At 71.0% G+C, this 22707-nt stretch carries 23 protein-coding genes; 11 read left to right on the top strand and 12 right to left on the bottom strand.

What is annotated here, in order from left to right; genetic code table 11:
- Together VGR32_RS02265 and VGR32_RS02260 are read right to left on the bottom strand one after the other, a co-directional pair.
- Positions 1-630, bottom strand: coding sequence for a hypothetical protein (locus tag VGR32_RS02265; protein WP_327447631.1), 630 nt, complete (start codon positions 628-630; stop codon positions 1-3).
- Positions 631-689: 59 nt separating this feature from the next.
- A complete protein-coding gene (locus VGR32_RS02260) occupies positions 690-1898 on the bottom strand; it encodes an acyltransferase family protein (protein ID WP_327447629.1) in 1209 nt (402 codons plus the stop codon).
- 150 nt (positions 1899-2048) lie between these two features.
- On the opposite strand from VGR32_RS02260, the gene VGR32_RS02255 reads away from it, so the two are divergent.
- The 5 genes from VGR32_RS02255 to argF all read left to right on the top strand — a co-directional run bounded on the left by VGR32_RS02255 (position 2049) and on the right by argF (position 6033).
- Positions 2049-2867, top strand: a complete 819-nt coding sequence (locus VGR32_RS02255) for an ABC transporter permease (RefSeq protein WP_327447627.1) — start codon at positions 2049-2051, stop codon at positions 2865-2867.
- Positions 2867-3274 (top strand): SRPBCC family protein, encoded by a 408-nt coding sequence (locus VGR32_RS02250; protein WP_327447625.1) that lies wholly within the window; start codon positions 2867-2869, stop codon positions 3272-3274. Before VGR32_RS02255 ends, VGR32_RS02250 begins: the two co-directional genes overlap by 1 nt.
- Positions 3275-3320: 46 nt before the next feature.
- Positions 3321-3785, top strand: coding sequence for a surface-adhesin E family protein (locus VGR32_RS02245; RefSeq protein WP_327447623.1), 465 nt, complete (start codon positions 3321-3323; stop codon positions 3783-3785).
- A gap of 143 nt (positions 3786-3928) precedes the next feature.
- A complete protein-coding gene (locus VGR32_RS02240) occupies positions 3929-5122 on the top strand; it encodes an aspartate aminotransferase family protein (RefSeq protein ID WP_327447621.1) in 1194 nt (397 codons plus the stop codon).
- The gene (gene argF / locus VGR32_RS02235; RefSeq protein ID WP_327447619.1) at positions 5119-6033 is read left to right on the top strand and encodes an ornithine carbamoyltransferase; all 915 of its coding nucleotides are present in this window, start codon (positions 5119-5121) and stop codon (positions 6031-6033) included. The genes VGR32_RS02240 and argF overlap by 4 nt, the downstream gene beginning before the upstream one ends.
- Here argF and VGR32_RS02230 read toward each other — a convergent pair whose 3' ends face one another.
- Together VGR32_RS02230 and VGR32_RS02225 are read right to left on the bottom strand one after the other, a co-directional pair.
- A complete protein-coding gene (locus VGR32_RS02230; protein WP_327447617.1) occupies positions 6034-6537 on the bottom strand; it encodes a pyridoxamine 5'-phosphate oxidase family protein in 504 nt (167 codons plus the stop codon).
- Positions 6538-6595: 58 nt separating this feature from the next.
- Complete coding sequence (locus tag VGR32_RS02225; RefSeq protein WP_327447615.1) at positions 6596-6793, bottom strand: hypothetical protein; 198 nt, start codon at positions 6791-6793, stop codon at positions 6596-6598.
- Between the two features lie 230 nt (positions 6794-7023).
- Between VGR32_RS02225 and VGR32_RS02220 the strand changes: the two genes are divergently transcribed.
- The 3 genes from VGR32_RS02220 (at position 7024) to VGR32_RS02210 (ending at position 11559) form a co-directional block, all read left to right on the top strand.
- Positions 7024-9696, top strand: a complete 2673-nt coding sequence (locus VGR32_RS02220; RefSeq protein ID WP_327447613.1) for a hypothetical protein — start codon at positions 7024-7026, stop codon at positions 9694-9696.
- Between the two features lie 100 nt (positions 9697-9796).
- The gene (locus VGR32_RS02215; RefSeq protein ID WP_327447612.1) at positions 9797-10735 is read left to right on the top strand and encodes a sulfite exporter TauE/SafE family protein; all 939 of its coding nucleotides are present in this window, start codon (positions 9797-9799) and stop codon (positions 10733-10735) included.
- Positions 10732-11559 (top strand): TIGR02186 family protein, encoded by an 828-nt coding sequence (locus VGR32_RS02210; protein ID WP_327447610.1) that lies wholly within the window; start codon positions 10732-10734, stop codon positions 11557-11559. Before VGR32_RS02215 ends, VGR32_RS02210 begins: the two co-directional genes overlap by 4 nt.
- 36 nt (positions 11560-11595) lie before the next feature.
- Here VGR32_RS02210 and hisC read toward each other — a convergent pair whose 3' ends face one another.
- The 3 genes from hisC to VGR32_RS02195 are packed head-to-tail and all read right to left on the bottom strand — an operon-like array spanning position 11596 to position 14357.
- Positions 11596-12684, bottom strand: coding sequence for a histidinol-phosphate transaminase (hisC, locus tag VGR32_RS02205; RefSeq protein WP_327447608.1), 1089 nt, complete (start codon positions 12682-12684; stop codon positions 11596-11598).
- Positions 12685-12693: 9 nt separating this feature from the next.
- Entirely contained in the window at positions 12694-13362 is a 669-nt protein-coding gene (locus VGR32_RS02200) for a hypothetical protein (RefSeq protein WP_327447606.1), read from the bottom strand.
- Positions 13362-14357, bottom strand: a complete 996-nt coding sequence (locus VGR32_RS02195; RefSeq protein WP_327447604.1) for a DUF2125 domain-containing protein — start codon at positions 14355-14357, stop codon at positions 13362-13364. Before VGR32_RS02195 ends, VGR32_RS02200 begins: the two co-directional genes overlap by 1 nt.
- 94 nt (positions 14358-14451) lie before the next feature.
- Between VGR32_RS02195 and VGR32_RS02190 the strand changes: the two genes are divergently transcribed.
- The gene (locus VGR32_RS02190) at positions 14452-14886 is read left to right on the top strand and encodes a VOC family protein (protein WP_327447602.1); all 435 of its coding nucleotides are present in this window, start codon (positions 14452-14454) and stop codon (positions 14884-14886) included.
- Here the strand turns inward: VGR32_RS02190 and VGR32_RS02185 are convergent.
- On the bottom strand, positions 14870-17713 hold the full coding sequence (locus tag VGR32_RS02185; protein ID WP_327447600.1) for an ATP-dependent DNA helicase: 2844 nt from the start codon (positions 17711-17713) through the stop codon (positions 14870-14872). The genes VGR32_RS02190 and VGR32_RS02185 overlap by 17 nt on opposite strands.
- A gap of 92 nt (positions 17714-17805) precedes the next feature.
- Here VGR32_RS02185 and VGR32_RS02180 point away from each other — a divergent pair, with 92 nt between their 5' ends.
- Together VGR32_RS02180 and pdeM are read left to right on the top strand one after the other, a co-directional pair.
- Positions 17806-20304, top strand: a complete 2499-nt coding sequence (locus VGR32_RS02180) for a ligase-associated DNA damage response DEXH box helicase (protein WP_327447598.1) — start codon at positions 17806-17808, stop codon at positions 20302-20304.
- Positions 20301-21032, top strand: a complete 732-nt coding sequence (gene pdeM, locus VGR32_RS02175) for a ligase-associated DNA damage response endonuclease PdeM (protein ID WP_327447596.1) — start codon at positions 20301-20303, stop codon at positions 21030-21032. Before VGR32_RS02180 ends, pdeM begins: the two co-directional genes overlap by 4 nt.
- Here pdeM and VGR32_RS02170 read toward each other — a convergent pair.
- The 4 genes from VGR32_RS02170 to VGR32_RS02155 all read right to left on the bottom strand — a co-directional run bounded on the left by VGR32_RS02170 (position 21029) and on the right by VGR32_RS02155 (position 22701).
- Positions 21029-21268, bottom strand: coding sequence for a hypothetical protein (locus VGR32_RS02170; protein ID WP_327447594.1), 240 nt, complete (start codon positions 21266-21268; stop codon positions 21029-21031). The two genes, pdeM and VGR32_RS02170, sit on opposite strands and share 4 nt — an antisense overlap.
- 86 nt (positions 21269-21354) lie before the next feature.
- Complete coding sequence (locus VGR32_RS02165; RefSeq protein ID WP_327447592.1) at positions 21355-21564, bottom strand: cold-shock protein; 210 nt, start codon at positions 21562-21564, stop codon at positions 21355-21357.
- A gap of 172 nt (positions 21565-21736) precedes the next feature.
- Entirely contained in the window at positions 21737-21934 is a 198-nt protein-coding gene (locus VGR32_RS02160) for a hypothetical protein (RefSeq protein ID WP_327447590.1), read from the bottom strand.
- A gap of 5 nt (positions 21935-21939) precedes the next feature.
- Positions 21940-22701, bottom strand: coding sequence for a lysophospholipid acyltransferase family protein (locus tag VGR32_RS02155; protein WP_327447588.1), 762 nt, complete (start codon positions 22699-22701; stop codon positions 21940-21942).
- Positions 22702-22707: the final 6 nt, after the last annotated feature.

Genomic DNA, 22707 nt, shown 5'->3' with positions numbered 1-22707 from the left:
TCAGGCGGCCCTGCGCGCGTCGCGGAACATGATCCAGCCGGGCAGGGCGAACAGGAGGAACAGGGCGACGGTGCAGACGCCCAGATAGATCATCGGCTCACGCACCGTGACGCCCAGCGCCACGGCCGTGACCCAGCCGCCCAGCGCCGTGGCCAGCATCCAGCCCTTCTTCTTCAGGATCCAGGCGACGTACCAGGCCGCGGCCTGGAGGGCGAAGACGATGGCGGCGTAGTAGAGCCAGATCGCGAAGTCCTGGTCCCGCCAGGCGCCGACAGCGAAGACGATGATCACGGCCGTGTTGGCCATGCCCGTGGCGCTGAAGGCGGCGTTCATCGTCCGGCCGGCCATCGGGCCGCGACTGGCCGATCCGTTCTTGCGGTCCTTCAGGATCGCCCACGTCAGGATCGACAGGAAGGTCGCCGAGATGCCGACCACGAAAATCAGGTTGGCAAGGTCGGGCCAGCGGATCACGCCGAACGCCTGCCCGACATGGAACAGGCACTGCAGGCCGTACAGCAGGCCGCCCGCGAGATAGCAGACCGCGAGGGTCATCGGCGTGCGCCCGCCGCCGTCCACGATGGAGCGGAGGAAGGCCAGATCGGCTTCTGCGGAGGCGCGGGGTTCGGGCATGGAGAGTCTCGCGAAGGACCGGCCCGTCCGGGGTGGACGAGCCAGTCGGGATTGGCAAGTCATTGGGCGGGCTGCAGCGCCGGGTCCCGCGGCCGACGCCATGGCACGCGCCGGCCGTTCAGGGCCTTGCCGATGAAGGTGTGGCGAACCAGCAGCTCATAGGTGATCAGGCAGACGGCCACGACCATGGCGATCACGGCGCCCATCTTGGCCCACCAGTGCCAGGCCATGTCCAGCACCAGCACCTGCGCGACCATCACCAGCGGCAGATGGATCAGATACGTCCAGTAGGAGGCGTCGGACAGGTAGCGGATCACGGCGTCGGCACGGCTGAACAGGGAGATGCACAGGCCCAGAAAGGCGAAGGCCGAGCTGTAGACGGCCAGCGCCGTGACCCACGACTGGGTCAGACGCATCGACAGGTCCGTCTGCACCTCGATCGCCGGCGTCAGGCCTCCGGCCAGCAGGAAGGCGGCCGTGCCGGTCGCGCCGCCGACGATCAGGAACAGCGGCCACAGACGCGCCAGCTTCGGCAGCAGGTCCAGCCGTCGGGCCAGCAGCCAGCCCATGACGAAGGCCGATCCGAAACCGACCAGGGCCGGCAGGTTGGGCATGAAGCCGTAGTCGGGGGTCGGGATGCCGAAGAAGGGGATCCAGAGCGGATATGCGTACATGGCGACCGCCAGCGGAACCGCGGGGATCAGGGGCGTCCACGGCCCGATCATCCAGGCGGCCAGACGGTCGGCGACCCTGCCGTCCCGGTCGAGGATGCGAGCGAGAGGACGCAGGATCAGGGCGACGGCGTAGAAGATCAGCAGGGCCCACAGGAACCACAGGTGCAGCAGGGGCAAGGTCTCCAGCCGCAGGGGCGGAGGGGGCGGGCCGTCGGTGGGGATCGATCCGCCGTTGTCGATGGCGGCCTTCCACACGATCACGGCGATGACGGCGGGGAAGACGACCCACCACATGCCGAACAGGGGGTTGGCGATCCGGGCCAGCCGGTTCTTCGCGAAACCCCACGGCCCCCGCCGGGCCATCAGCATCTGCGCGAACAGGCCGGCCACCACGAAGAAGGCGACCATGCGGAACAGGTGGATGGCGAACATCAGGACGTAGGCGCCGCTGGACGTCTCCGGATCCGGCACGGGCCAGATCGGCGTCGGGAAATAGGACAGGGAGGCGTGCAGGACGACGCCGAGCAGAAGCGCGATCGCGCGCACGGCGTCCAGGCCGTGCAGGCGTTCGCCCGGTGTGTGGGTGTGGGACATGGGCCTCTCCTCCTCGAATGAGGCCGCATATCGCACAGACCAGTTTAGAATGCAAACATGTCTACGAGACGCGTTCGATGTGACCGCCGTCGCCGGCGCGCGACGGCGCAAGGCTTGCGGACTCGGGACGCGGGGCGCATCTGTCGCGCCATGTCCGCCGACGCCCTGACGCCCCCCGCCCCGCCGCAGCCGCTGGAACACCGCGGCGTCAACTGGATCGGGCTCAGGACCCTGTACCTCAAGGAGGTGCGGCGGTTCTGGAAGGTGGGGGCCCAGACCGTGGCCGGGCCGGTCGTGACGACCCTGCTCTACATGCTGGTCTTCGTGGTCGCGACGCAGGGCACCCGCGCGCCGCTTCACGGCACCCCGTTTCCGGAGTTCGTGGCCCCCGGCCTGATCATGATGGCCATGCTCAACAACGCCTTCGCCAACGCCAGCTCCAGCCTGATCCAGGCCAAGATCATGGGCACGGCGACCGACTTCCTGACCCCGCCGCTGAGCCCGTTCGAGGTGACGACGGCCTTCACCCTGGGCGCCGCGACGCGCGGGCTGGTGGTCGGGATCGTGACGGCGATCTGCGTCCTGCCCTTCGCCGGCCTGTCGATCTCCAACCTTGCGATGGTCCTGGGCTTCGGCCTGGCGGCGTGCCTGATCATGGGGATGCTGGGCGTGCTGGCCGGCCTGTGGGCGCAGAAGTTCGACCAGCTGGCGGCGGTGCAGAACTTCGTGGTCATGCCCATGACCTTCCTGTCGGGCACCTTCTATCTGGTCGAGCGCCTGCCCGAGCCGTTCGCCACCATCAGCCACTTCAACCCCATGTTCTATCTGATCGACGGCTTCCGCGCGGGCTTCGTCGGCAGGGCGGAGAGCGACGTGACCGTCGGCGCCGTCATGGCCGCGGTGCTGACGGTCGGACTGGCGTGGACCTGCTGGGCCGTGTTCCGCTCGGGCTGGCGGCTCAAGAGCTGATGACGACCTTTCCCGCGCGCATCCTGCACGTCGGCATCGACCGCGAGTGGCGGGCGGTGGCGGACTTCGTGATGGACCCCGCCAACATGCCCAGGTGGGCGGCGGGTCTTGGATCCGGCCTGACGCGCGACGGCGACGACTGGATCGCCGACGGCGGGCCGATCGGACAGGTCCGCGTGCGCTTCACGCCGCCGAACGATCTGGGCGTGGCGGATCACGTGGTGACGATGGAGAGCGGGCTGATCGTCCACAACGCGCTCCGCGTCACGCCCAACGGCGACGGCGCCGAGGTGGCCTTCGTCCTGCTGCACCGCCCCGACATGGACGCCGCCGCCTTCGAGGCCGACGCGGCGCACGTGGAGAGCGATCTGGCGACCCTGAAGGCGGTATTGGAGGGCGGCCTCTAGGAGCGCGTGCGAGCTCGTGGCAGGTTTCCGGAGTTGGAGGGAACCTATGAAGATTGTTCTGGCCGCTACTTTGGCTTGGGCCTTGGCCGCAGCCGCACAAGCGCAGGAGTGGGTCTTAGGAGGAATAACTGCTGAAAGCGCTCAAGCAGTCGACCTCGCATCAGTGCGAGCGTCAGGCGATCTTCGTTCCGGGTGGGTTCTGCTTGTTTTCGCTGAGACTGACCTGAGCGGCGCCGAGCCTGTCGACTACATGATGATGAGGACGACGTTCGATTGCTTCAACAGCCGGCTCAGAATGGTGTCGATGTCCCTCTATCGCATGGGTTCTGACGAGCCGTCCGACTCGTTCGAGGCCGAAGGGGAGTGGGTGTATCTGGAGCCGGGAGCCTCTGGCGAAGACACATGGAACGTCGTCTGCACCAATGACCGAACAAACGCATTCAACATCAAGTCCGCGGCCGATCTGGCACCGGTGATGCGTGCGGCGTTGATTGAAGTCTACGGCAACTAGTGCCGAACCGCGCTCCTGCCGGTCGCGGGTTGCAGCGGGGTTGACTGACTCCTCCCCCGGTTCGACAAGACCGCATCGAGACTGAAGGCGGTCCCGGCGCAGGCGCGTTCGGGGCCGCGTCGCTTTTCCGGGAGGATACCGCCGTGTCGACCGAGCACCTGATGGGCGTCTACAACCGCGCGCCGCTGGAGGTCGATCGCGGTCAGGGCGCGCGCCTGTGGTCCACGGACGGCACGGAATACCTGGACTGCGTCATGGGCATTTCGACCAATGCGCTCGGCCACGCCAACAGGGTGCTGGTCGAGGCGGTGAAGGCCCAGGCCGAGAAGCTGTGGCACGTCTCCAACATCTTCCGCATTCCCGATCAGGAGGCGCTGGCCGACGACCTGTGCGGCAAGTCGTTCGCCGACGTCGTCTTCTTCACCAACTCGGGCACCGAGGCCGTCGAGTGCGCGCTGAAGACCGCGCGCAAGTTCCACGTGGCGAACGGCCAGCCGGAGCGGATCGACGTCTACGGCTTCGACGGCAGCTTCCACGGCCGGACCTACGGGGCGATCAACGCGGCGGCCAACCCCAGCTACACCGAGGGCTTCGGTCCGAAAATGGAAGGCTTCCACCAGCTGAAGTGGGGCGACCACGACGCCATCAAGGCGGCGGTCGCGTCGCCGACCTGCGCGGCGATCATCGTCGAACCGGTGCAGGGCGAGGGCGGCTGTCGCGCCATGCCGGAGCAATGCCTGCGCGGCCTGCGCGAGCTGTGCGACCAGCACGGCGTGCTGATCATCTTCGATGAGGTCCAGTGCGGCATGGGCCGGACCGGCAAGCTGTGGGCGCATGAGTGGGCCGGCATGACGCCGGACGTCATGGCCGTGGCCAAGGCGCTGGGCGGCGGCTTCCCCGTCGGCGCCTGTCTGGCGACCGAGCGGGCGGCCAAGGGCATGACCGTGGGCGTCCACGGCTCCACCTTCGGCGGCAACCCTCTGGCCATGGCGGTCGGCCGCGCCGCCTTCGGCGAGATCTCGAAGCCGGAAACCCTCGCGCACGTGAACGAGGTCGCCGGCTATCTGAAGCAGCAGCTGGTCGGTCTTAAGGACCGCTATCCCGACGTCATCGTCGACGTGCGCGGCAAGGGTCTGCTGATCGGGGTCAAGCTGGTCCCCAACAACCGCGAGTTCATGGGGTGGGCCCGCGACGGCCAGCGCCTGCTGGTCGCCGGCGGGGGCGACAACTGCGTGCGCATCCTGCCGCCGCTGAACCTGACGCTGGAAGAGGCGCGGGAGGCGGTGGCCCGTTTCGAGGCCACCTGCGAGGCGGCCCGCGGAAAGATAGCGGCGTGACCCGCCACTTCCTCGACATCCACCGGCTGGACGCGACGACGCTTCGCGCCATCCTGGACGACGCCCACGCCCGCAAGGCGGCGCGCAAGGGCAAGCCGCGGGGCTGGGTCGACGCCGACGCGCCGGCGAAGGACCGGGTGCTGGCCATGGTGTTCGAGAAGAACTCGACCCGCACCCGCTTCAGCTTCGACGCGGCGATGCGCCAGCTCGGCGGGGCGTCGATCATCGTCAACGCCGGCGACATGCAGCTGGGCCGCGGCGAGCCGGTGGAGGACACCGCGCGCGTGCTGTCGCGCATGGTCGACGCGGTGATGATCCGCGCCGACCGGCATGAGGACGTCGAGAACTTCGCCCGCGTCGCGACGGTGCCCGTGGTCAACGGCCTGACCGACCGCAGCCACCCGTGCCAGATCCTGGCCGACCTGATGACGATCGAGGAGCACCGTGGTCCCGTCGCCGGGAAGACCATCGCCTGGGTGGGCGACGGCAACAACGTCTGCCACAGCTTCATGCACGCCGCGCCGCTGTTCGGCTTCCGGTTCCGCGTGGCGTGCCCGGCCGAATATCACCCGGACCTGCACGACCTGGCCAAGGGCGGGGACCACGTCTTCCTGACCAGCGACCCGGCAGAAGCGGTGCAGGGCGCCGACGTGGTCGTCACCGACACCTGGGTGTCGATGGGCGACCAGGATTACGAGGAACGGCTTGAGGCCTTCGAGGGCTACGGCGTCGACGACGCCCTGATGGACGCCGCCGCGCCGGACGCGGTGTTCCTGCACTGCCTGCCCGCGCACAGGGGCGAAGAGGTCACCGACGCCGTCATCGACGGCCCCCGCTCGCTGGTCTGGGACGAGGCCGAGAACCGCATCCACGCCCAGAAGGCGGTTCTCGCCTGGTGCTTCGGCGGCTGATCAGTTCAGACGCACGTCCGCCACGCCGCCGGCGTCCGGGAGGGTCTTCGTGACGTTCGCCTTGGCGATCTCGTAGGCGAATTTGAAGAAGCCGCCCTCGTTGACCCAGACGCGGCCGTCCCCGGCGTCGAAGCGCAGGATGGTGAGGTGCGGGTCGTCCTTGCCTTCCGGGTACCAGGCGGCCAGCACCGGGTTCCAGTAGCGGTCGACGATCTCGGGATCCCGTCCCTGCGCCGAGAGCGTGCCGGCGATGCAGGCCCAGACGTTCTGGTCTTTCGAGCCGTAGTGGAACATCGCGTCCTGCGCGCCCGAGGCGACCTCCGTGGCCATGTCGGTGTCGTCGCGGGTGAAGAACCAGATCGTGCCGGTCTCCTCCTCGCGGAAGGCCGTCATGGGCTGGGCGTGGGCGCCGGGCCGATCCAGACCCAGCATCCCGGTATTGGATTTCTTCAGCGAGTCCCAGAAGGCGTCTTCGGCTTTCTGCGGCGTCAGGTCGTCGGACATGGGGGAGGCTCCTGTTAAATCCCCCGCTCAATGCGCCGCCGCCCCGTGCCGTTCCGCTTCAGCCGGCGCCTGCGGCGACTCGCGCCAGGTGGATCAGCAGCATGAACGACAGGGCCGCGCCCACCAGCATGACGAACCGCCACGGCACCATGCGCGGGCCCTTGACCACGTTCGGCGCCTGCGCGCCCCGCCATCCGGCGAACGCGGTCAGCGGCACGGCGACGGCCAGAAGGATCAGGGTCAGGGTCAGGCTCATGGTCGGGCGCAGATGGCGGACCGCCGCGCCGGGCGCAAGCGCGGGGTAAGGCAAAGCTTACGGACTCCTTAATCTTAAGGCCGCGTTAACCGGCGCGCGGCGAGATGGCGACGGGCCCGGAAGGCCATCCACAGGAACCTCCCGGCGCCCCCACATCTTGGGGTTAACGCCGCGTTTACACCCCTGATCTGGACAAGTAGCGTCTGCGTATGGGTCGGGAGGCGAATCAGGTGAGCGCAGCCGCGCCGTGGAGCGTCAAAGGGATCGATCCGAAGGCGCGCGAGATCGCCAAGGATCTGGCCCGTCGGTCCGGAATGACCCTCGGGGAATGGCTCAACTCCATGATCATGGAGGACGAGGACGACGGCGTCGTGCCGCTGGGCCGCCGTCCGCATGCCGCCGACAGCTTCGAGCGCCGCGGCCGCAGCCGCCGTCTGGACGACGCCTATCAGATGGAGGAGCGCGGCTGGGACCGCATCGGCGCCTCCGTCGACGCGATCGCCGCGCGTCTGGAGGCGGCCGAGCGCCGCTCGACCACAGCCATCCAGGGCGTCGATCAGGCCGTGACCGGCCTGCTGCGCCGGCTTGAGGAGCAGGACAAGACCGCCGCGGCGCTCAATCGCCGCGTGGACGACGTCGCGGAGGAACTGCGCGAGGGTCATCGCCGCCTGCGCCGCTTCGAGCAGGAGACCGGACCGTCGACGCAGGAGGCGTTCGGCAAGGTCGAGAAAGGCCTGCAGGCCATCACGGGACGACTGCTGGAGGTCGAGGATCGTCAGGGTCGGACCGCCGAGGACCTGCGCCGCCGCATCGAGGCGGTGGAGAAGACCGCGCCGGGCGCCGGGGCCGAGGTGCTGGGCGAAGTCGGCCGTCGTCTGGACGCGGCCCAGAACCAGACCGCGGACGCCCTGCGCCGGCTGGAAGCCAGCTTCGCCCAGCTGGACCGCCGTCTGCACGCCACGGAGAGCCGCGTCGAGCCGGAGGGCGCGCGCGAGGCCGCCCGCTTCGAGAAGCTGGCCGAGACCCTCAGCCGTCAGGTCGAGGCGAACCGCGCCGAGATGATGCGCCGCATGGACGCCGCCGAGGCCGAAGGGCGCATGGACCGCATCGAGCGCGCCGTGCTGGCCATCGGCGATCAGGTGAAGTCGTCCGAGCAGAAGTCCGCCCAGGGCATCGAGGCCATGGGCCGCGAGGTGCTGCGCATCGGCCAGAACCTGCACGGCCGCATGCAAGTCGTCGAGCAGCAGGGCGCCCGTCAGGCCCAGGCGCTGGAGCAGCGTCAGGCCGCCGCCGAGGACCGCCACGCCCTGGCGCTGGAGAAGCTGGGCGTCGAGATCACCCGCATCTCGGACCGCCTGACCGATCGCATCGCCCAGTCGGAACGCAAGTCGGCGCAGGCCATCGAGGAGATCGGCAAGAGGCTGGCCGAGGGCGCGGGCCGCATCGAGCAGCGCACCGACCGCGCCTCCGGCGAGCTGGCCGAGCGCCTGCGTCAGTCCGAGGAACGTACCGCCCGGCTCTTGGCCGAGGCGCGCGAGGCGATGGAGGTGCGCACCGCCGCGGCGCCCGCGTCGAAGCCCGCGCCCGTCGCCGAGCCGGCCGCCCGGCCCGAGGCCGTGTTCGCCCCCATCCCCGAGGCGCCGCTCGAGGCCCCGCCGGTGCAGGCCGACTGGCGGGCCGCCGCCTTCCCGGACGTCGACCTGGGGCTGGACGATCCCTTCACCGCACCGGGAGAGCCGGCGTTCGAGCCCGCGCCGGAAGCGGCCGCCCGGCCGTTCGCCGCGCCGCTGGAGCCGGTGGCCGCCGCGTCGTTCGCGGCGCCTGAGCCGCCCTTCGCTCCGGTCGACGTGCCGTCGGCGCCCGACCTTGCCCCCGGACCGTTCGGCCGCGCCTCTTCGGCCGGCTTCGGCGGCGCCGACGTCGCGGACGCCCTCGCCGCGACGGCGCCGGATCTGGGTCATGACGAGTTCGCCGCGGAGACCGACTTCGTCGATCCGCGCGCCCTGCGCGCCGCCGCGCAGGCCGGCCGCGCCTCGTCCACGCGCGCCGCCATCGATCAGGCGCGGGCCGCCATGGCCGCGCCGGCCGTGGAGGAAGCTCCTGCGCGCGGCGCCTTCGGTCTGAAGAAGGGCGGCAAGTCGCGGCTGCAGGAGCGGCTGGATCGGCAGGCGCAGGGTTCGACCGTGCGCAAGGCGCTGGGCGCCTCGGCCATCGCCGTGGCCCTGACCGGCGGTCTCTACGGCTTCGCCCGGGTGCAGGGCGTCGACGCCCCATGGGCCGCGCTGACCGGCGCGGGCGGGCCTTCCGCCGCCCCCACCACCCTCGCGCTCGCCGCCACCGACGCGGTCCCGGCCGCCACCCCGGAGCAGCTGGCCGAGGGCGCGCGCCTGTTCGACGAGGCGGTGACCGCGCTGGACGCCGACGACCTCAGGGGCGTCGACACCCTGCGCCGCGCCGCGGAGCTGGGTCATGCGCCGGCTCAGCTGATGATGGCGGGCCTCTACGAGACGGGCGACGCCGGCCTCGCCTCCGACATGACGCAGGCGCGCCGCTGGATCCGCCGCGCGGCCGAGGCCGGCGACGCCCGCGGCATGTTCGGTTACGGCATGTATCTGTTCGAAGGTCAGGGCGGGCCGCAGGATCGCGCCGCCGGCTTCGACTGGATCCTGAAGGCGGCGGAGGCCGGTCTGGTCGACGCCCAGTTCAACGCGGGCCTGATTTTGAAAACCGGCGAGGCGGCCACCGAGGCCGATCCGGCCGAGGCCTACCGCTGGCTGCTGATCGCCGCGCGCGGCGGCGACGTTCAGGCGCGGGAGGAGGCGCAGGCCCTCGCCCCGACCCTGACCGAGGCGCAGCGCGCCCAGGCCCGGCAGGCGGCGGCCGACTTCCAGACCGGCGAATGATCGCGCGCGGCGTGCCGCCGGTGGCGCAGGCATTCCGATCGTCCTAGACCGGGTCGTCGCCCCGGCGACTCCCCTCCACCCCGCACCGAAGGCGCGCCCTTTGGATCTGTACCTGCCGATCGCCGAGGTTTCGGTGAACTGGCCCCTGATGCTGATGCTGGGGGCCGTGGTCGGCTTCGTGTCCGGTCTGTTCGGCATCGGCGGCGGCTTCCTGATGGCGCCGGTGCTGGTCTTCCTCGGCATCCCGCCGACGGTGGCGGTGGCCAGTCAGGCCAGCCACGTCGTCGCCTCCTCGACGTCGGGCGTCATCGCCTATTCCGGCGCGGGCCAGGTCGATTTCCGCATGGGGGGGATCATGGCGGCGGGCGGCGTGCTGGGCGCCTTCGTCGGCGTCGAGGTGTTCCGCTGGTTGCGCCTGCTGGGCCAGGCCGATCTGGTGGTGGCGCTGTCGTACCTGATCTTCCTCGGCGTCATCGGCAGCCTGATGCTGAAGGAAAGCCTCGAGCAGATCGTGCGCCGCAAGCGCGGCCTGCCGGCGCCGCGCAAGGATCGGCGCCGGCCGCTGTGGCTGTATGGCCTGCCGTGGAAGGTGAAGTTCCCGAAATCGGGCCTCTACATCTCCGCCGTGCCGCCGCTGGCACTGGGCGGGTTCGTCGGCGTGCTGTCGGCGATCATGGGCGTGGGCGGCGGCTTCATCCTGGTGCCGGTCATGCTCTACGTCCTGCGGATGAAGGCGTCGGTCGTGGTCGGCACCAGCCTGTTCCAGATCATCATCACCACGGCGGTGACCACGGTGCTGCAGGCCGGCCGTAACCAGACGGTGGACATCGTCCTGGCCTCGCTGCTGCTGTTCGGCGGCGTGGTGGGCGCCCAGATCGGGGCGCGCTGGTCGGGCCGGTTCCGCGCCGACGTCCTGCGCGCCGCCCTGGGGCTGATCGTGCTTCTCGTCGGCATCCAGATGGGCATGGAGCTGATCGTGCGCCCCTCCGACCTGTTCGAGATCGCACCGGGCGTGCCGGGTGAAGGGTCGCCGCAATGATCCAGGACGTTCCGCCCCCCGTCGTTCCGGCCCCCCTCGATCCGGCGGTGGTCATCGAGCGGTCGATCACCACGCTGAACGCCGCCGAGCCGGTGCGCGTCTCCGCCGCCCTGACGGATGCGGAGGTCAAGGTCGATTCCGGATTCCAGGGCGCGTCGATCGTCCTCTACGGCGCGGTGTTCAACCCGACCGACGCGCCGGTGGACGTGGTCGTGGTGGTGCGCGGGCCGGACGCCCCCCTGCGTCTGGTACGCAAGGTGCAGGCGGGGCCCTTCTGGGTGAACAGCCGCCCCGTGGTGTTTCAGGGCGCGCCCGGCTTCTACATGACGGCCTCGACGCGGCCGCTGTCGGACATCGCCAACTTCGGCCAGCTGCGCCGGCTGGGCGTGGGGGTCGACCACCTGCGCATCGCCGCGCCCGAGGAGCGCCGGGTCGAGACCCGCTACGGCGTGCGCGACGTCGTCGTCAGCCGGCTGGGCGACGACTACCTGGACTGGCGCCGCGCCGTGATCCGGCTGCGGGAGGAGGGCGGGCTGTACGACACCCGCCCCGACGGCGTGACCTTCGTCGACCGCGGCCTGTTCCGCGCCCAGCTGGACTTGCCGACCACCGCCCCGACCGGCGCCTATTTCGCCGAGGTCTGGCTGTTCCAGGACGGTCAGCCGGTGGCCTCGTCCAACCTCACCCTGACGGTGCAGAAGGTCGGCGTCGAACGCGACGTCTATGAGTTCGCCCACCGCCGGCCGTGGCTGTACGGCGTGCTGTGCGTCCTTCTGGCGGCGTTCACGGGCTGGGCGGCGAGCCGCGTGTTCCGGAGGGGGTGACGCCGTATCCTGCCATCGGCGCAGTCAGGGGAAGTCTCACCGCGCCGCGAACTCGCTCATGGCGTCGATGACGGCGCGGTTCTGATCGTCCGTGCCGACGGTGATGCGCAGGCATTCGGGCAGGCCATAGCCGCCGACGGGGCGGACGATGATGCCCTTCCGGTTCAGCCAGTCGTTGGCCGCCTGACACGTCTCCACGTCCCTGAACCGCACCAGCACGAAGTTGCCGGCGGACGGCAGGACGTCGAAGCCGAAGCCGCGCAGGGCCTGCGTCAGGCGCGGGCGCCAGGTCTGGATCAGCTCGCGAGACGCCTTCTGGTGCGCCACGTCGCCCAGCGCCGCCACCGCCGCCTCGATGCCCGGCACGGAGACGTTGAAGGGCAGGCGGATGCGGTCCACCGCCTCGGCCACCTTCAGGGGCGCATAGCCGAAGCCGATGCGCAGGCCGCCCAGGCCGTGGATCTTGGAGAAGGTGCGGGTGACCACGACGTTGTCGCTGGTGCGGGCCAGCTCGAAGCTGGTCTCCCAGTCCGGCTCGGTGACGTATTCGGCATAGGCCTCGTCGATCACCAGCAGCACGTCCGGGCGCAGGCCCTCATGCAACCGACGGATCTCGTCGGCGGTGTTGTAGCTGCCGGTCGGGTTCGACGGGCTGGAGACGTAGACGATCTTCGTCCGGTCGGTGACCTGTTCCAGCAGGGCCTCGGGCGTCGCCTTGAACTGCGGTTCGGGCGCCAGGCGCACGTCGGCCTGATTGGCCTTCGCCGAGATGCGGTAGGCCAGGAAGCCGTACTGACCGGTGACGATGTCGTCGCCCGGCGTCAGATAGGTCTGGTTCAGCAGGGCGAAGACCTCGTCCGAGCCGTTGCCGAAGATCAGCCGCTCGGCCTCCAGCCCGTGATGCTCGGCCACCGCGGCGCGCAGCTTCGTGGCGCGGCCGTCGGGATAGATGTGGATGTTGCGGATCGCCGCCTCATAGGCCGCGCGCGCCTTTTCGCCGGCGCCGAGCATGTTCTCGTTGGACGACAGCTTCATCGGCTCGGCCACGCCGTCGATCTTCGACTTTCCGCCCACGTAGGGAGCGATGTCGAGGATGCCGGGCTTGGGCGTCGGGAGGTCGGTCATGGAGCGCTTTCAGAACACGGGGGCGGCGCCGACGACGCCGGACAAGGTTCCCGGCAGCCCGGTCAGGCGCGGGTCTTCGGCCTGCACATAGCCCGCCAGCATGAACAGCTTCAACCCGCCCGCCTGATGCAGCGGCGTCCCGGCCAGCCCGTTCCCGCTCAGGGCGGCGAGGATGGCGGCGTCGCCCTGACCTGCGTCGGTGACCCAGAAGGTGCGGTCGTCGCCGGTCGGTCCGGGCGCAGCCGTGGACACGCGCAGGGCGCGCGGTGCCCGGTTCACGTCGTCCGGCAGGGCGCCGACGACGCGCAGGTTCGGCCGCGCCAGCAGTCGTCCCCACCACGCCGTCGCGCCGGACAGGCCGATCAGGGCCGAACCCCCGCTCTCGGCCGCGGCCATCGCCTTGTCCGCCGTGTCGTGCATCGCGAAGCCCAGCCCGTGACGGTCCGCGGCCAGCAGGGCGGCTTCCGCGCCGTGGACGTGCAGCGGCCCTCGCTCCAGTCGGCCCCACAGCGCCTTGATCGCCGCCGCCCGCTCCGGCGCCCGGGCCAGCAGTCGGCGCAGCGCCAGCGCCTCGACGTCGGGCGTGGCGGCGCCCAGCGTCAGCCGCGCGTCCAGCGCCGCCAGCAGGGCGTCGTCCGCCGCGTCGCGCGCCGCATCCGCCTCGGGCTCGGTCAGCATCAGAACAGGCGCGGGGCCGGCGCGACCGCGAAGGGCCCCAACCATGCGCGGCCGTCGCGAAAATCCAGAACCAGAGCCACGTCGGCGCCCGCTGCCCCGGCCATGCGCGCCGCGCCGCCGCCCCGTCCGGCGATGCCGGCGACCACGGCCGCGGGTCGGGCCGCGCTCATCGAGATGCGCCCTTCCAGCCGCCCGTCGTCGCGCGCCGACAGGCTTTCGCTCTCGATCCGCGCCCGGTTGTCCCCGCTTTCGAGCAGGCCGCGCACATGGGTGAACCGCCCGCCGCCCCGGCTCCAGCCGGCCATCAGCCCGTCGTCCGAGGGCGTGCGCAGACCGGCGGCGTTCTCCATCCTCAGCTCGACCCGCGCGCTGAGAAGTCCGCTCTCCGTGACCCCGTCCACCGGACCCCCCGCCCGGCCGCGCGCGTCGACCATCTGGAACAGGACGTCGATCGCCTGATCCTGCGGCCCCGGCTTCGCCTCCAGCGAGACGTGCTCGGCGCGCGAGATCGGGAAGGCCTCGGCCGATCCCACGGGCGTGAACGTGGGCCGGATCAGCTCCATGGCGAAGCGCGGCCACGTCCTGTCGATGCCGGTCAGGCTCATGCGCGCGCCGCCGCCTTGGATGCGGATGCGTCCCTTGTCCGGCCGGGTCAGGGTCAGGTCATCCGGCGCGATGGCGACCCAGGTGAGCGGGTTCCAGGCGTTGGCCTCGGCGATCAGCCGGGGGGCCTCCAGCCCGTGGCCGGACGGGGCGACGACCCGCGCCTGCCCCAGATCCAGCCGCACGCGGAACGGCCAGCCGTCGACCGACAGCGGCGCGGTCTCGATGGTCCAGCCGGCCTCGCGCAGGCCTTCCAACTGCGCCGTCGCGCGCGTCTCCACCTGTCGCGCCAGCACGAACCACCAGACGGTCCAAGCTGCGAGGATCAGCCCCGCGATCGCGAAGGGCACGATCAGGCCGCGGCGGGAATGGCGGACAGGGGCGTCGGTCATGGACGGTTCGTGACAGATCGGCGGAAGCGGTCAAGCCGGGCGGGAACGCCGCGCCGCTCCGCCCCGTTCATCGCCAAAGCCGGAGACCGGACACATGGAAACGCAGAAACTGCATCGCGGCCGCCTGATCGATCATCTGCAGCTGGTGGTGCGAGACGTCGACGCCAGCCGCAGCTTCTACATGGCCCTGTTCGACGTGCTGGGCGTGCCTCTGGGCGGCGAGGGGCCCGACTTCTTCTGGGTCGACGAGCTGTTCGTGTCCTCGGCCGACAGCCAGGCCGCGGCGGGCAGGCTGACGGGCCGACATCATCTCGCCTTTCAGGCCCGCGACCGCGTCATGGTCGAGGCGTGGCACGCGGCGGGGCTCAAGGCCGGCGGCACGGACAACGGCGCGCCGGGCGAGCGGCCCTATCATCCCGGCTACTACGCCGCCTTCCTGCTGGACCCCGACGGCAACAACGTCGAGGCCGTCTTCCACGGCGAGGCCACGAAGAGCGCCGACAGCGTCGAGATCACGTTCGCGGGCTGAGGAAGCCGCCCACGGTCTCCACCGCCTCGGCCAGCCCCATGCGCTGGACCTCCGTCCCCGGCGGCAGGCCGGCGAACAGGCGGGTGGGGCAGGCGGCGTCCAGCATGACGAAGACGCCCCTGTCGTCCGCCCGGCGGATCAGGCGCCCGAACGCCTGCGCCATCCGGGCCCGGGCCAGGGCGTCGTCGTAGCCCTTGCCGCCGAACCGCTCCCGCCGCGCCTTGTGCAACAGGTCCGGGCGCGGCCAGGGCACGCGGTCGAAGGCGAGGATGCGCAGGGACCTCCCCGGCACGTCGACCCCGTCGCGCACGGCGTCGGTCCCCAGCAGGCAGCTGTCCTCCTCGGCCCGGAAAACGTCGACCAGCGCGCCGACCTCCAGCGGATCGACGTGCTGGGCGTGCAGGGGTATGCCCGCCTTCGCCAGATCGGGACCCAGCCGCTCATAGACCGCCTTCAGCCGGCGGATGGCGGTGAACAGGCCCAGCCCGCCGCCGCCGGCCGCCAGGAACAGCTCGCGCATCGCCGCGGCGGTCTGGCGCGGGTCGTCCTTCATCAGGTCGGTGACGACGATGACCCGGCTGTTCGCCGCATAGTCGAACGGGCTCTCGACCTTCAGCGTCCGCGCCGGCTCGACAAGCCGCGCCGCCCCGGTCCGCAGCCGCGCCAGCTCGAACGGATCCTCCGCCAGCGGATCGCTGAGCGTGGCCGAGGTCACCAGCACGCCGTGCGACGGCATGACCACCGCCGCCTCCAGCGGCACCGTCGGATCGATCCAGTGGCGACGCAGGGCCACGTCGTGGATGCGCCCGAAGGCGGCCTCGGCCGACAGCCAGTCGACGAAGTCGGGGTCCGGCTCGCCGACGTCGCTCTCCAGCGCCTGCAGCATGGCGCGCCAGCCCGGCAGGGTCATGCGCGCCCGCCGGTCCAGTCCACGCAGGGCGCCTTCGATCCAGGCCCGCGACGACGGCTCCAGATCGGCCGCCTCGTCGTCGAGGATGTCTTCCAGATGTCGCGACAGGGCCAGCAGGGGGGCCTCGACCGCCGCCAGCGCCTGCGCCGCCGCACGCGCCGTCTCCAGCACCGGGTCCGTGACCGGGAACAGGGCGCACTCCATGCCGAACTCGCCCCCGCCCGGGGTCGCGGCCTCGCTGGTGCGGGCGCGCAGCTGTTCCAGCGCAGCCACCAGAAACCGCTCGATCGGCCCGACCGGATTGATCTCGCCCGATGGCGGGGCGATGCGGCTCGACACGCCCTCGCCCGGCAGCTGGGCCGCCGCCCTGATCGCGTCGTTCAGCGCCTGGGTCGCGGCCTCGGAGTCGGCGCACAGTTCGCCGATCCTCTGCTCCAGCCCGCGCCCGCGCCGCCCGCGCCCCTCGGGCCCCCGGATCCAGCGGCGCAGCTCGGCCGCCTCCTGCCCTGACAGGGCGGCGGAAAAGGCGCCGTCGGCGGCGTCGAACAGGTGGTGGCCCTCGTCGAAGACGATGCGCTTCAGCGCCGCCGTCTCGCCGTCCTGCTTCAGGCCGCGTGCCGTGCGGGCGCCGTCGAAGGCGGCCTGCGTCATGACCAGCGCGTGGTTGGCGATGACCAGATCGGCGCGGCGGCTGGCGCGGATCGTCTTCTCGACGAAACAGGTCCGATAGTGGGGGCAGGCGGCGTGCACGCACTCGCCGCGCCGGTCCACCAGATTGGCCGCGCTGGCCTGATTGCCCGGCGACACGGCGAACAGCCCCGGCAGCCAGCCGGGCCAGTCGCCGCCGGTCATGTCGCCGTCGCGCGTGTGCATCGCCCAGCGGCTGGCCAGCGCCGCGCCGATCAGGTCGCCGTTCCCCAGCTGCGCCGCCTGCACCGTCTCCTGCAGGTTCAGCAGACACAGGTAGTTCTCGCGTCCCTTGCGCACCACGGCCTTCTTCTTCCGCTCGGCCGGATCGGGCCACAGGGATGCGCTCTCGCGGTCGATCTGCCGCTGCAGGGCGCGCGTGTAGGTCGACACCCAGGCGGCGCCCGCGTTCCGCTCGGCCCACAGGCTGGCCGGCGCCAGGTATCCCAGCGTCTTGCCCGTGCCGGTGCCCGCCTCGGCCAGCAGCATGCGCGGCCGGCCCTCCTCGTCGCGGGGGGAAAAGGCGAAGGCGGCCTCGGCCGCATAGTCGCTCTGCGTCGGCCGCGCCTCGTCCAGGCCCGAGGCCTGAAGCAGCTTCTCCAGCCGGATGCGCGCGCTTTCGCTGTCGACCGGGGCCGAGCCGGCCTCGCCCCGCGGGGCCTCGTCCTCCCACTCCGGCAGACGCGACCAGGAGTCGAGGCCCGATCCCCGTTGCCGTCGCTCGCGCACCGGCTGGGCGTGCAGGGCCTCCAGCACGCGGTCGCCCCAAGCCCATCCCGCGCGATCCAGCGTCTCGGCCAAGGTGACGGCCTCCTCGCGGCCGGGCCAAGCGGCTTCGGTCATCTCTTCCAGCAGCAGCCGCGCCGCCTCGCGCAGGGCCAGCGCCTGCGCCTCGGCCCCTTTCGGCTCCGCCTGACCGGTGGCCAGCGCCAGCCCGGTCGGCGAGGGCGCGCAGAACCGCGCCGGCCGCACGAAGGCGAACAGCTCCAGCACGTCCAGCAGATCACGCGACCGCGGCGGCGGCGCGATCCCCAGCCGCCGCGCCGTCAGGCTGGCATGGCACACCAGCACGGGGCCGCCCGTGAACAGCCCCTCGGCCGCGCCGCGGCCGATCTTCCGCGCGCCGTCCGGATCCGCCACGGCGCCGCTGCCCGGCGGCACCGCCAGGGCGGGAGGCAGGGCGGTCAGGGCCGCCGCCGCGCGCAGGGTGGGAAGGGAGTCGATCGACACGTCGGAAAGATAGCGACGAAACGGATGAAACGGAACGGGAACATCTGCTAAGACGCGGATCAATCCCGATCTCCGCCGCTTTTGTGCGGAGCATGCCGGAGCCGACGCTGACGACGCTTCCCCCCCTCTTCGCCGACTGGTTCGCCTCGCGCGGCTGGGCGCCGCGGCGGCATCAGCTGGAGATGGTCGCGGCGGCGCAGGCCGGGGCGCACGCCCTGCTGGTCGCGCCGACCGGTGGCGGCAAGACGCTGGCGGGCTTCCTGCCGTCGCTGATCGAACTGGCCGAGCGGGGACCGAAGCCGGAGCACGGGCCGGGCAGCGGGGTCCACACCCTCTACCTCTCGCCGCTCAAGGCCCTGACCACCGACGTCGAGCGCAACCTGATGACGCCGATCCGCGAGATCGGCCTGAACATTCACGTGGAGAGCCGCACCGGCGACACCAAACAGTCCAAGCGGGCGCGGCAGCGGGAGTTTCCGCCGGACGTCCTGCTGACGACGCCGGAGCAGCTTGCGCTGTTCTGCGCATGGGAAGGCGCGCGGGCGTATTTCGCCGACCTGAAATGCGTGGTGCTGGACGAAGTCCATGCGATCTGGAGCGGCAAGCGCGGCGATCTGCTGTCGCTGGGGCTGGGACGGCTTCAGCAGTTCGCACCGGGGATGCGGCGCGTCGCCCTGTCCGCCACCGTCGACGATCCGGAAATGATCGCCGACTGGCTGAGACCGTCCGTCGAGGCGCCGGTCACGATCGTGAAGGGCGACCCCGGCGCGCCGCCCGTCGTCGACGTGCTGATCTCGGAAGGCAAGGTGCCCTGGGCGGGTCACACCGGGGTGCACGCCATCCCGGAGGTCTATGAGGCCATCAAGCGCTCGGGCATGACCCTGATCTTCGTCAACACGCGCTGGCAGTCGGAGTTCGTGTTCCAGCGCCTCTGGGAGATCAACGACGAGAACCTGCCCATCGCCCTTCACCACGGCTCCCTCGCCGCCGAGCAGCGGCGCAAGGTCGAGGCGGCTATGGCGCGGGGCGACCTGCGGGCCGTGGTCTGCACCTCGACGCTCGATCTCGGCATCGACTGGGGCGACGTCGATCTGGTCGTCCAGCTGGCGGCCCCGAAGGGCGCGTCGCGTCTGGTCCAGCGCATCGGTCGGGCCAACCACCGGCTGGACGAGCCCAGCCGCGCCCTGATGGTGCCCGCCAGCCGGTTCGAGATGCTGGAATGTCAGGCCGCGCGCGAGGCGGTGGCCGAGAACGCCTTCGACTGGGAGCCGATCCACGTCGGCACACTGGACACTCTGGCGCAGCACGTCATGGGCTGCGCGTGTTCCGAGCCGTTCACGCTGGACGACCTGTATGCCGAGGTGACGGCCTGCGGGCCGTATCGGGGGCTGGCGTACGAGACGTTCGAGGAGGTCGTGGATCTGGTCGCCACCGGCGGCTACGCCCTGCGCACCTACGAACGCTTCGCCCGCATCGTCCGCACCCGGGACGGACGCTGGAAGGTGCGCAACCAGATGGTGGCCCAGCGTCACCGCATGAACGTCGGGGCCATCGTCTCGGCCGGCACGCTGAACATCAAGGTCGCCCACCGGCGGGGCGGCGGGACCGGGGCGGCGCGCTGGACGGCCGGCCGCAAGGTCGGTGAGGCCGAGGAGTGGTATTTCGAACAGCTGACGCCGGGCGACACCTTCGTCTTCGCCGGTCAGGTCTGGGCCTATCAGGGCATCGCCGGCACGGACGCCCTGGTCACCCACGCCCGGGACGTCGATCCGAAGATCCCCTCGTGGGGCGGGTCCAAGTTTCCGCTCGGCACGTCGCTGGCCGAGCGGGTGCGCGACATGATCCAGGACCGCGATCACTGGCGCGTGCTCCCCCCCGACGTGCAGGAATGGCTGGAGCTGCAGGAGGACCGCTCGATCATCCCGAAAGCGGGCGACATGCTGGTCGAGACGTTTCCGCGGGGGTCACGGCACTTCCTCGTCGCCTATCCCTTCGAGGGGCGGCTGGCGCATTCGACCCTGTGCATGCTGCTGACCCGTCGGCTGGACCGACTGGGGGTGGGGCCGCTGGGCTTCGTCGTGACGGACTATTCGCTGGCCATCTGGTCGATCCGGCCGATGGACGGGCTGAACCTCGACGCCCTGTTCGAGCCCGACATGCTGGGGGACGATCTGGAGACCTGGCTGGAAGAGAGCTTCATGATGAAGCGCACCTTCCGCAATTGCGCCCTTGTTTCCGGCTTGATCGAGCGTCGCCAGCCGGGCGCCGAGAAGACGGGCCGGCAGGTGACCTTCTCGACCGACCTGATCTACGACGTGCTGCGCCGCCACCAGCCCGACCACCTGCTGCTTCGCACCGCCCGCGCCGACGCGGCGGCCGGCCTGCTGGACGTGGCGCGTCTGGGCGCGCTCCTGACCCGCATCCAGGGCCGGATCACGCATCAGCCGCTGGAGCGACCTTCGCCCTTCTGTGTGCCGGTGCTGGTGCAGATCGGGCGCGAACGCGTCGGCGGCGGGGCGGCGGAGATGATCCTCGATGAGACCGCCATGGAGTTCTCGGAAGAAGCGCTGATCGCCGAGGTGATGGCGTGAACGCCGCCCTGCGCGAGACCCTGTCCCCGTTCCGCCATGGCTGCGGCGGGTTGAAGGTCCGGGTGAATGGGGAGGCCTGCGTGCTGCGCTGTTCCGGCGCGCTTTGGGCGCCCGATCACCGGACGCTGATCGCGTCGGACCTGCACCTCGAGAAAGGCTCGGCCTTCGCCGCGCGGGGTCAGATGCTGCCGCCCTACGACAGCCCGGCCACGATCGCCAAGCTGGAAGCGGAGATCGAGGCGCTGGACCCGACGATGGTCGTCCTGCTGGGCGACAGCTTCCACGACTCGCGCGCGATCGATCGTCTCGCCTCCGCCGACCGTCTGCGGCTGGAAGGGCTGGCGCACGGGCGACGCTGGGTCTGGCTGGAAGGCAACCACGACCTCAAGGCCCTGGCCGGGGCGCTGGACCGTCTGAGCGGGGAGGTGGTCACCACCCTGCGGGTGGGCGCCCTGACCCTGATCCACGAACCCGGGGCCGCGCCGGAGCCGGGCGAGGTCGCGGGCCACCTGCACCCCTGCGCCACGGTGGTCGCCTATGCGCGCGGCGTGCGGCGGCCGGCGTTCCTCACGGACGGGAAGCGCGTGATCCTGCCGGCCTTCGGCGCCTTCACGGGCGGGCTGGACGTCCGCCACGGCGCCTTCGCCGACCTGTTCGAGACGCGGCCGCTGGTGGCCGTGCTGGGGCGGGACAAGGTGCACGCCATCGGCTGGGACCGGCTGGCCTAGTTCATCAGGTCGGCGCGACGCGCCTTTTCGGCCGTCGCCTCTTCGGCCTGGGCGGCCTGCGCGGCGACGGCCTGCGATTCCAGCAGCACCGTGCGCGCCTCGCGTTCGCGTGCGTCGCCGGGAGGCAGGGCGCGCAGGAAGAGCAGCGCCGCGACCCCGGCGGCCCCAAGGATCAGCAGTGCCCAGAACAGGCGGGGATCGTCGCGCCACCGGCGGACGAGGAGTCGGTCGAACATGCGGGTCTCCTGAATGCGAAAACCCCCGGTCGGCGGGCCGACCGGGGGTTCGTGGCGTTCGGACGGCGGCGACCGCCCGGAGCGGATCAGCCGGCCTTCAGTTGGCCCGCCGATTCCTTGCCCGAGCGACGGTCCTGCTCGATCTCGTACGAGACCGTCTGACCTTCGTTCAGCGAGCCCAGGCCCGCGGCCTCGACCGCCGTGGCGTGGACGAACACGTCCTTGCCGCCGTCAGTCGGCTCGATGAAGCCGTAGCCCTTCGTCGAATTGTACCATTTCACTTTGCCGGTCGCCATTTTCTGGACCTCCGTTTGCGTGACCGACGCGCAGGATCGCGCGGCGGCGAGGTCGGTCTGTTTTGGGAGCGGCTGAAGTCTCTGGCGAAGCGCGGGAGAACGAGAGCGTTACGCAGAAGAGATCGACCCCTTCATCGTGCGCCGCCGACGCGGCGAAAGCAAGGCGGCGATTTCAGGCGTCGCTGCGCTTCTCGGCCGCGGCGGCGCAGCGGTCGCGCAGGGCGTTGGTCACCGTGCGGCCGTACAGCTGGTCGGCGATGCGGTCGTAGCCCTCGGCCTGCAGCCGCTTCTTCACCTCGCCGACGGTGCGGCATTCCCCGGAGTCGGCCAACTGATAGGCCCGCTCCAGCGTCGTGGGTCGAAAGTTCATGCCGTTCATATGGGCATGGTCACGCTGGATTGCGAGGAAAGCCCGGGCACGTCGGCGCGGCGAACGCCGAGCAGCGCCGTCGACGCGCCCTCCAGCTCCGTCTCCAGCCGCGCCATGAACTCGGCGCGCTTCAGGCCGGGAGGTATGGTGGGCAGGAATTCGAAGACGACGAGGCCGGGCGTGCGGCGAAAGCCGTGGGCGGGCCAGTGCTCGCCCGAGTTCGTGGCCATGGGCACGCAGGGAACCTCCAGATCGCGGTACAGGGCGGCGATGCCGGGCTTGTAGTCGGGCGCCGCGCCGATCGGCTGGCGCGTGCCCTCCGGGAAGATCAGGATCTGGCGGTCCTCGGCCAGCCGCGCGCGGGCGTGGCGCACCATGTCCTTCAGCGCCTTCGATCCCGCCGATCGGTCCACCGGGATCATCTTCGTCTTCCACGCGAACCAGCCGAAGAAGGGCAGGGGCATCAGCTCCTTCTTCATCACGAAGCAGTTGTCCGGCAGCACGGCGAAGGGGGCGATGACGTCCAGCATCGACTGGTGCTTGCCCGCGACCAGCGCCGGACCCGTCGGCCGGTGCTCCAGCCCGCGGAACTCCACCCGCACCCCGGCGATCCAGCGCAGGCCGAACAGGACGAAGCGCGCCCAGTTGCGGATCACCCACATGGCCCCGGCGTGCGGACCGAGCAGCAACGGCGACATGCCGACGGCGAAGATGGCCATGGACAGGTAAAGCCAGGCCACGAAGAACAGGGAGCGGACGGTAGTCATGGGCGG

This window comes from Brevundimonas sp., from assembly GCF_035935935.1.
Taxonomy (GTDB): domain Bacteria; phylum Pseudomonadota; class Alphaproteobacteria; order Caulobacterales; family Caulobacteraceae; genus Brevundimonas.
The sequence above is the reverse complement of the archived record's forward strand: the minus strand, read 5'-3'. Positions and strand labels throughout refer to the sequence as shown.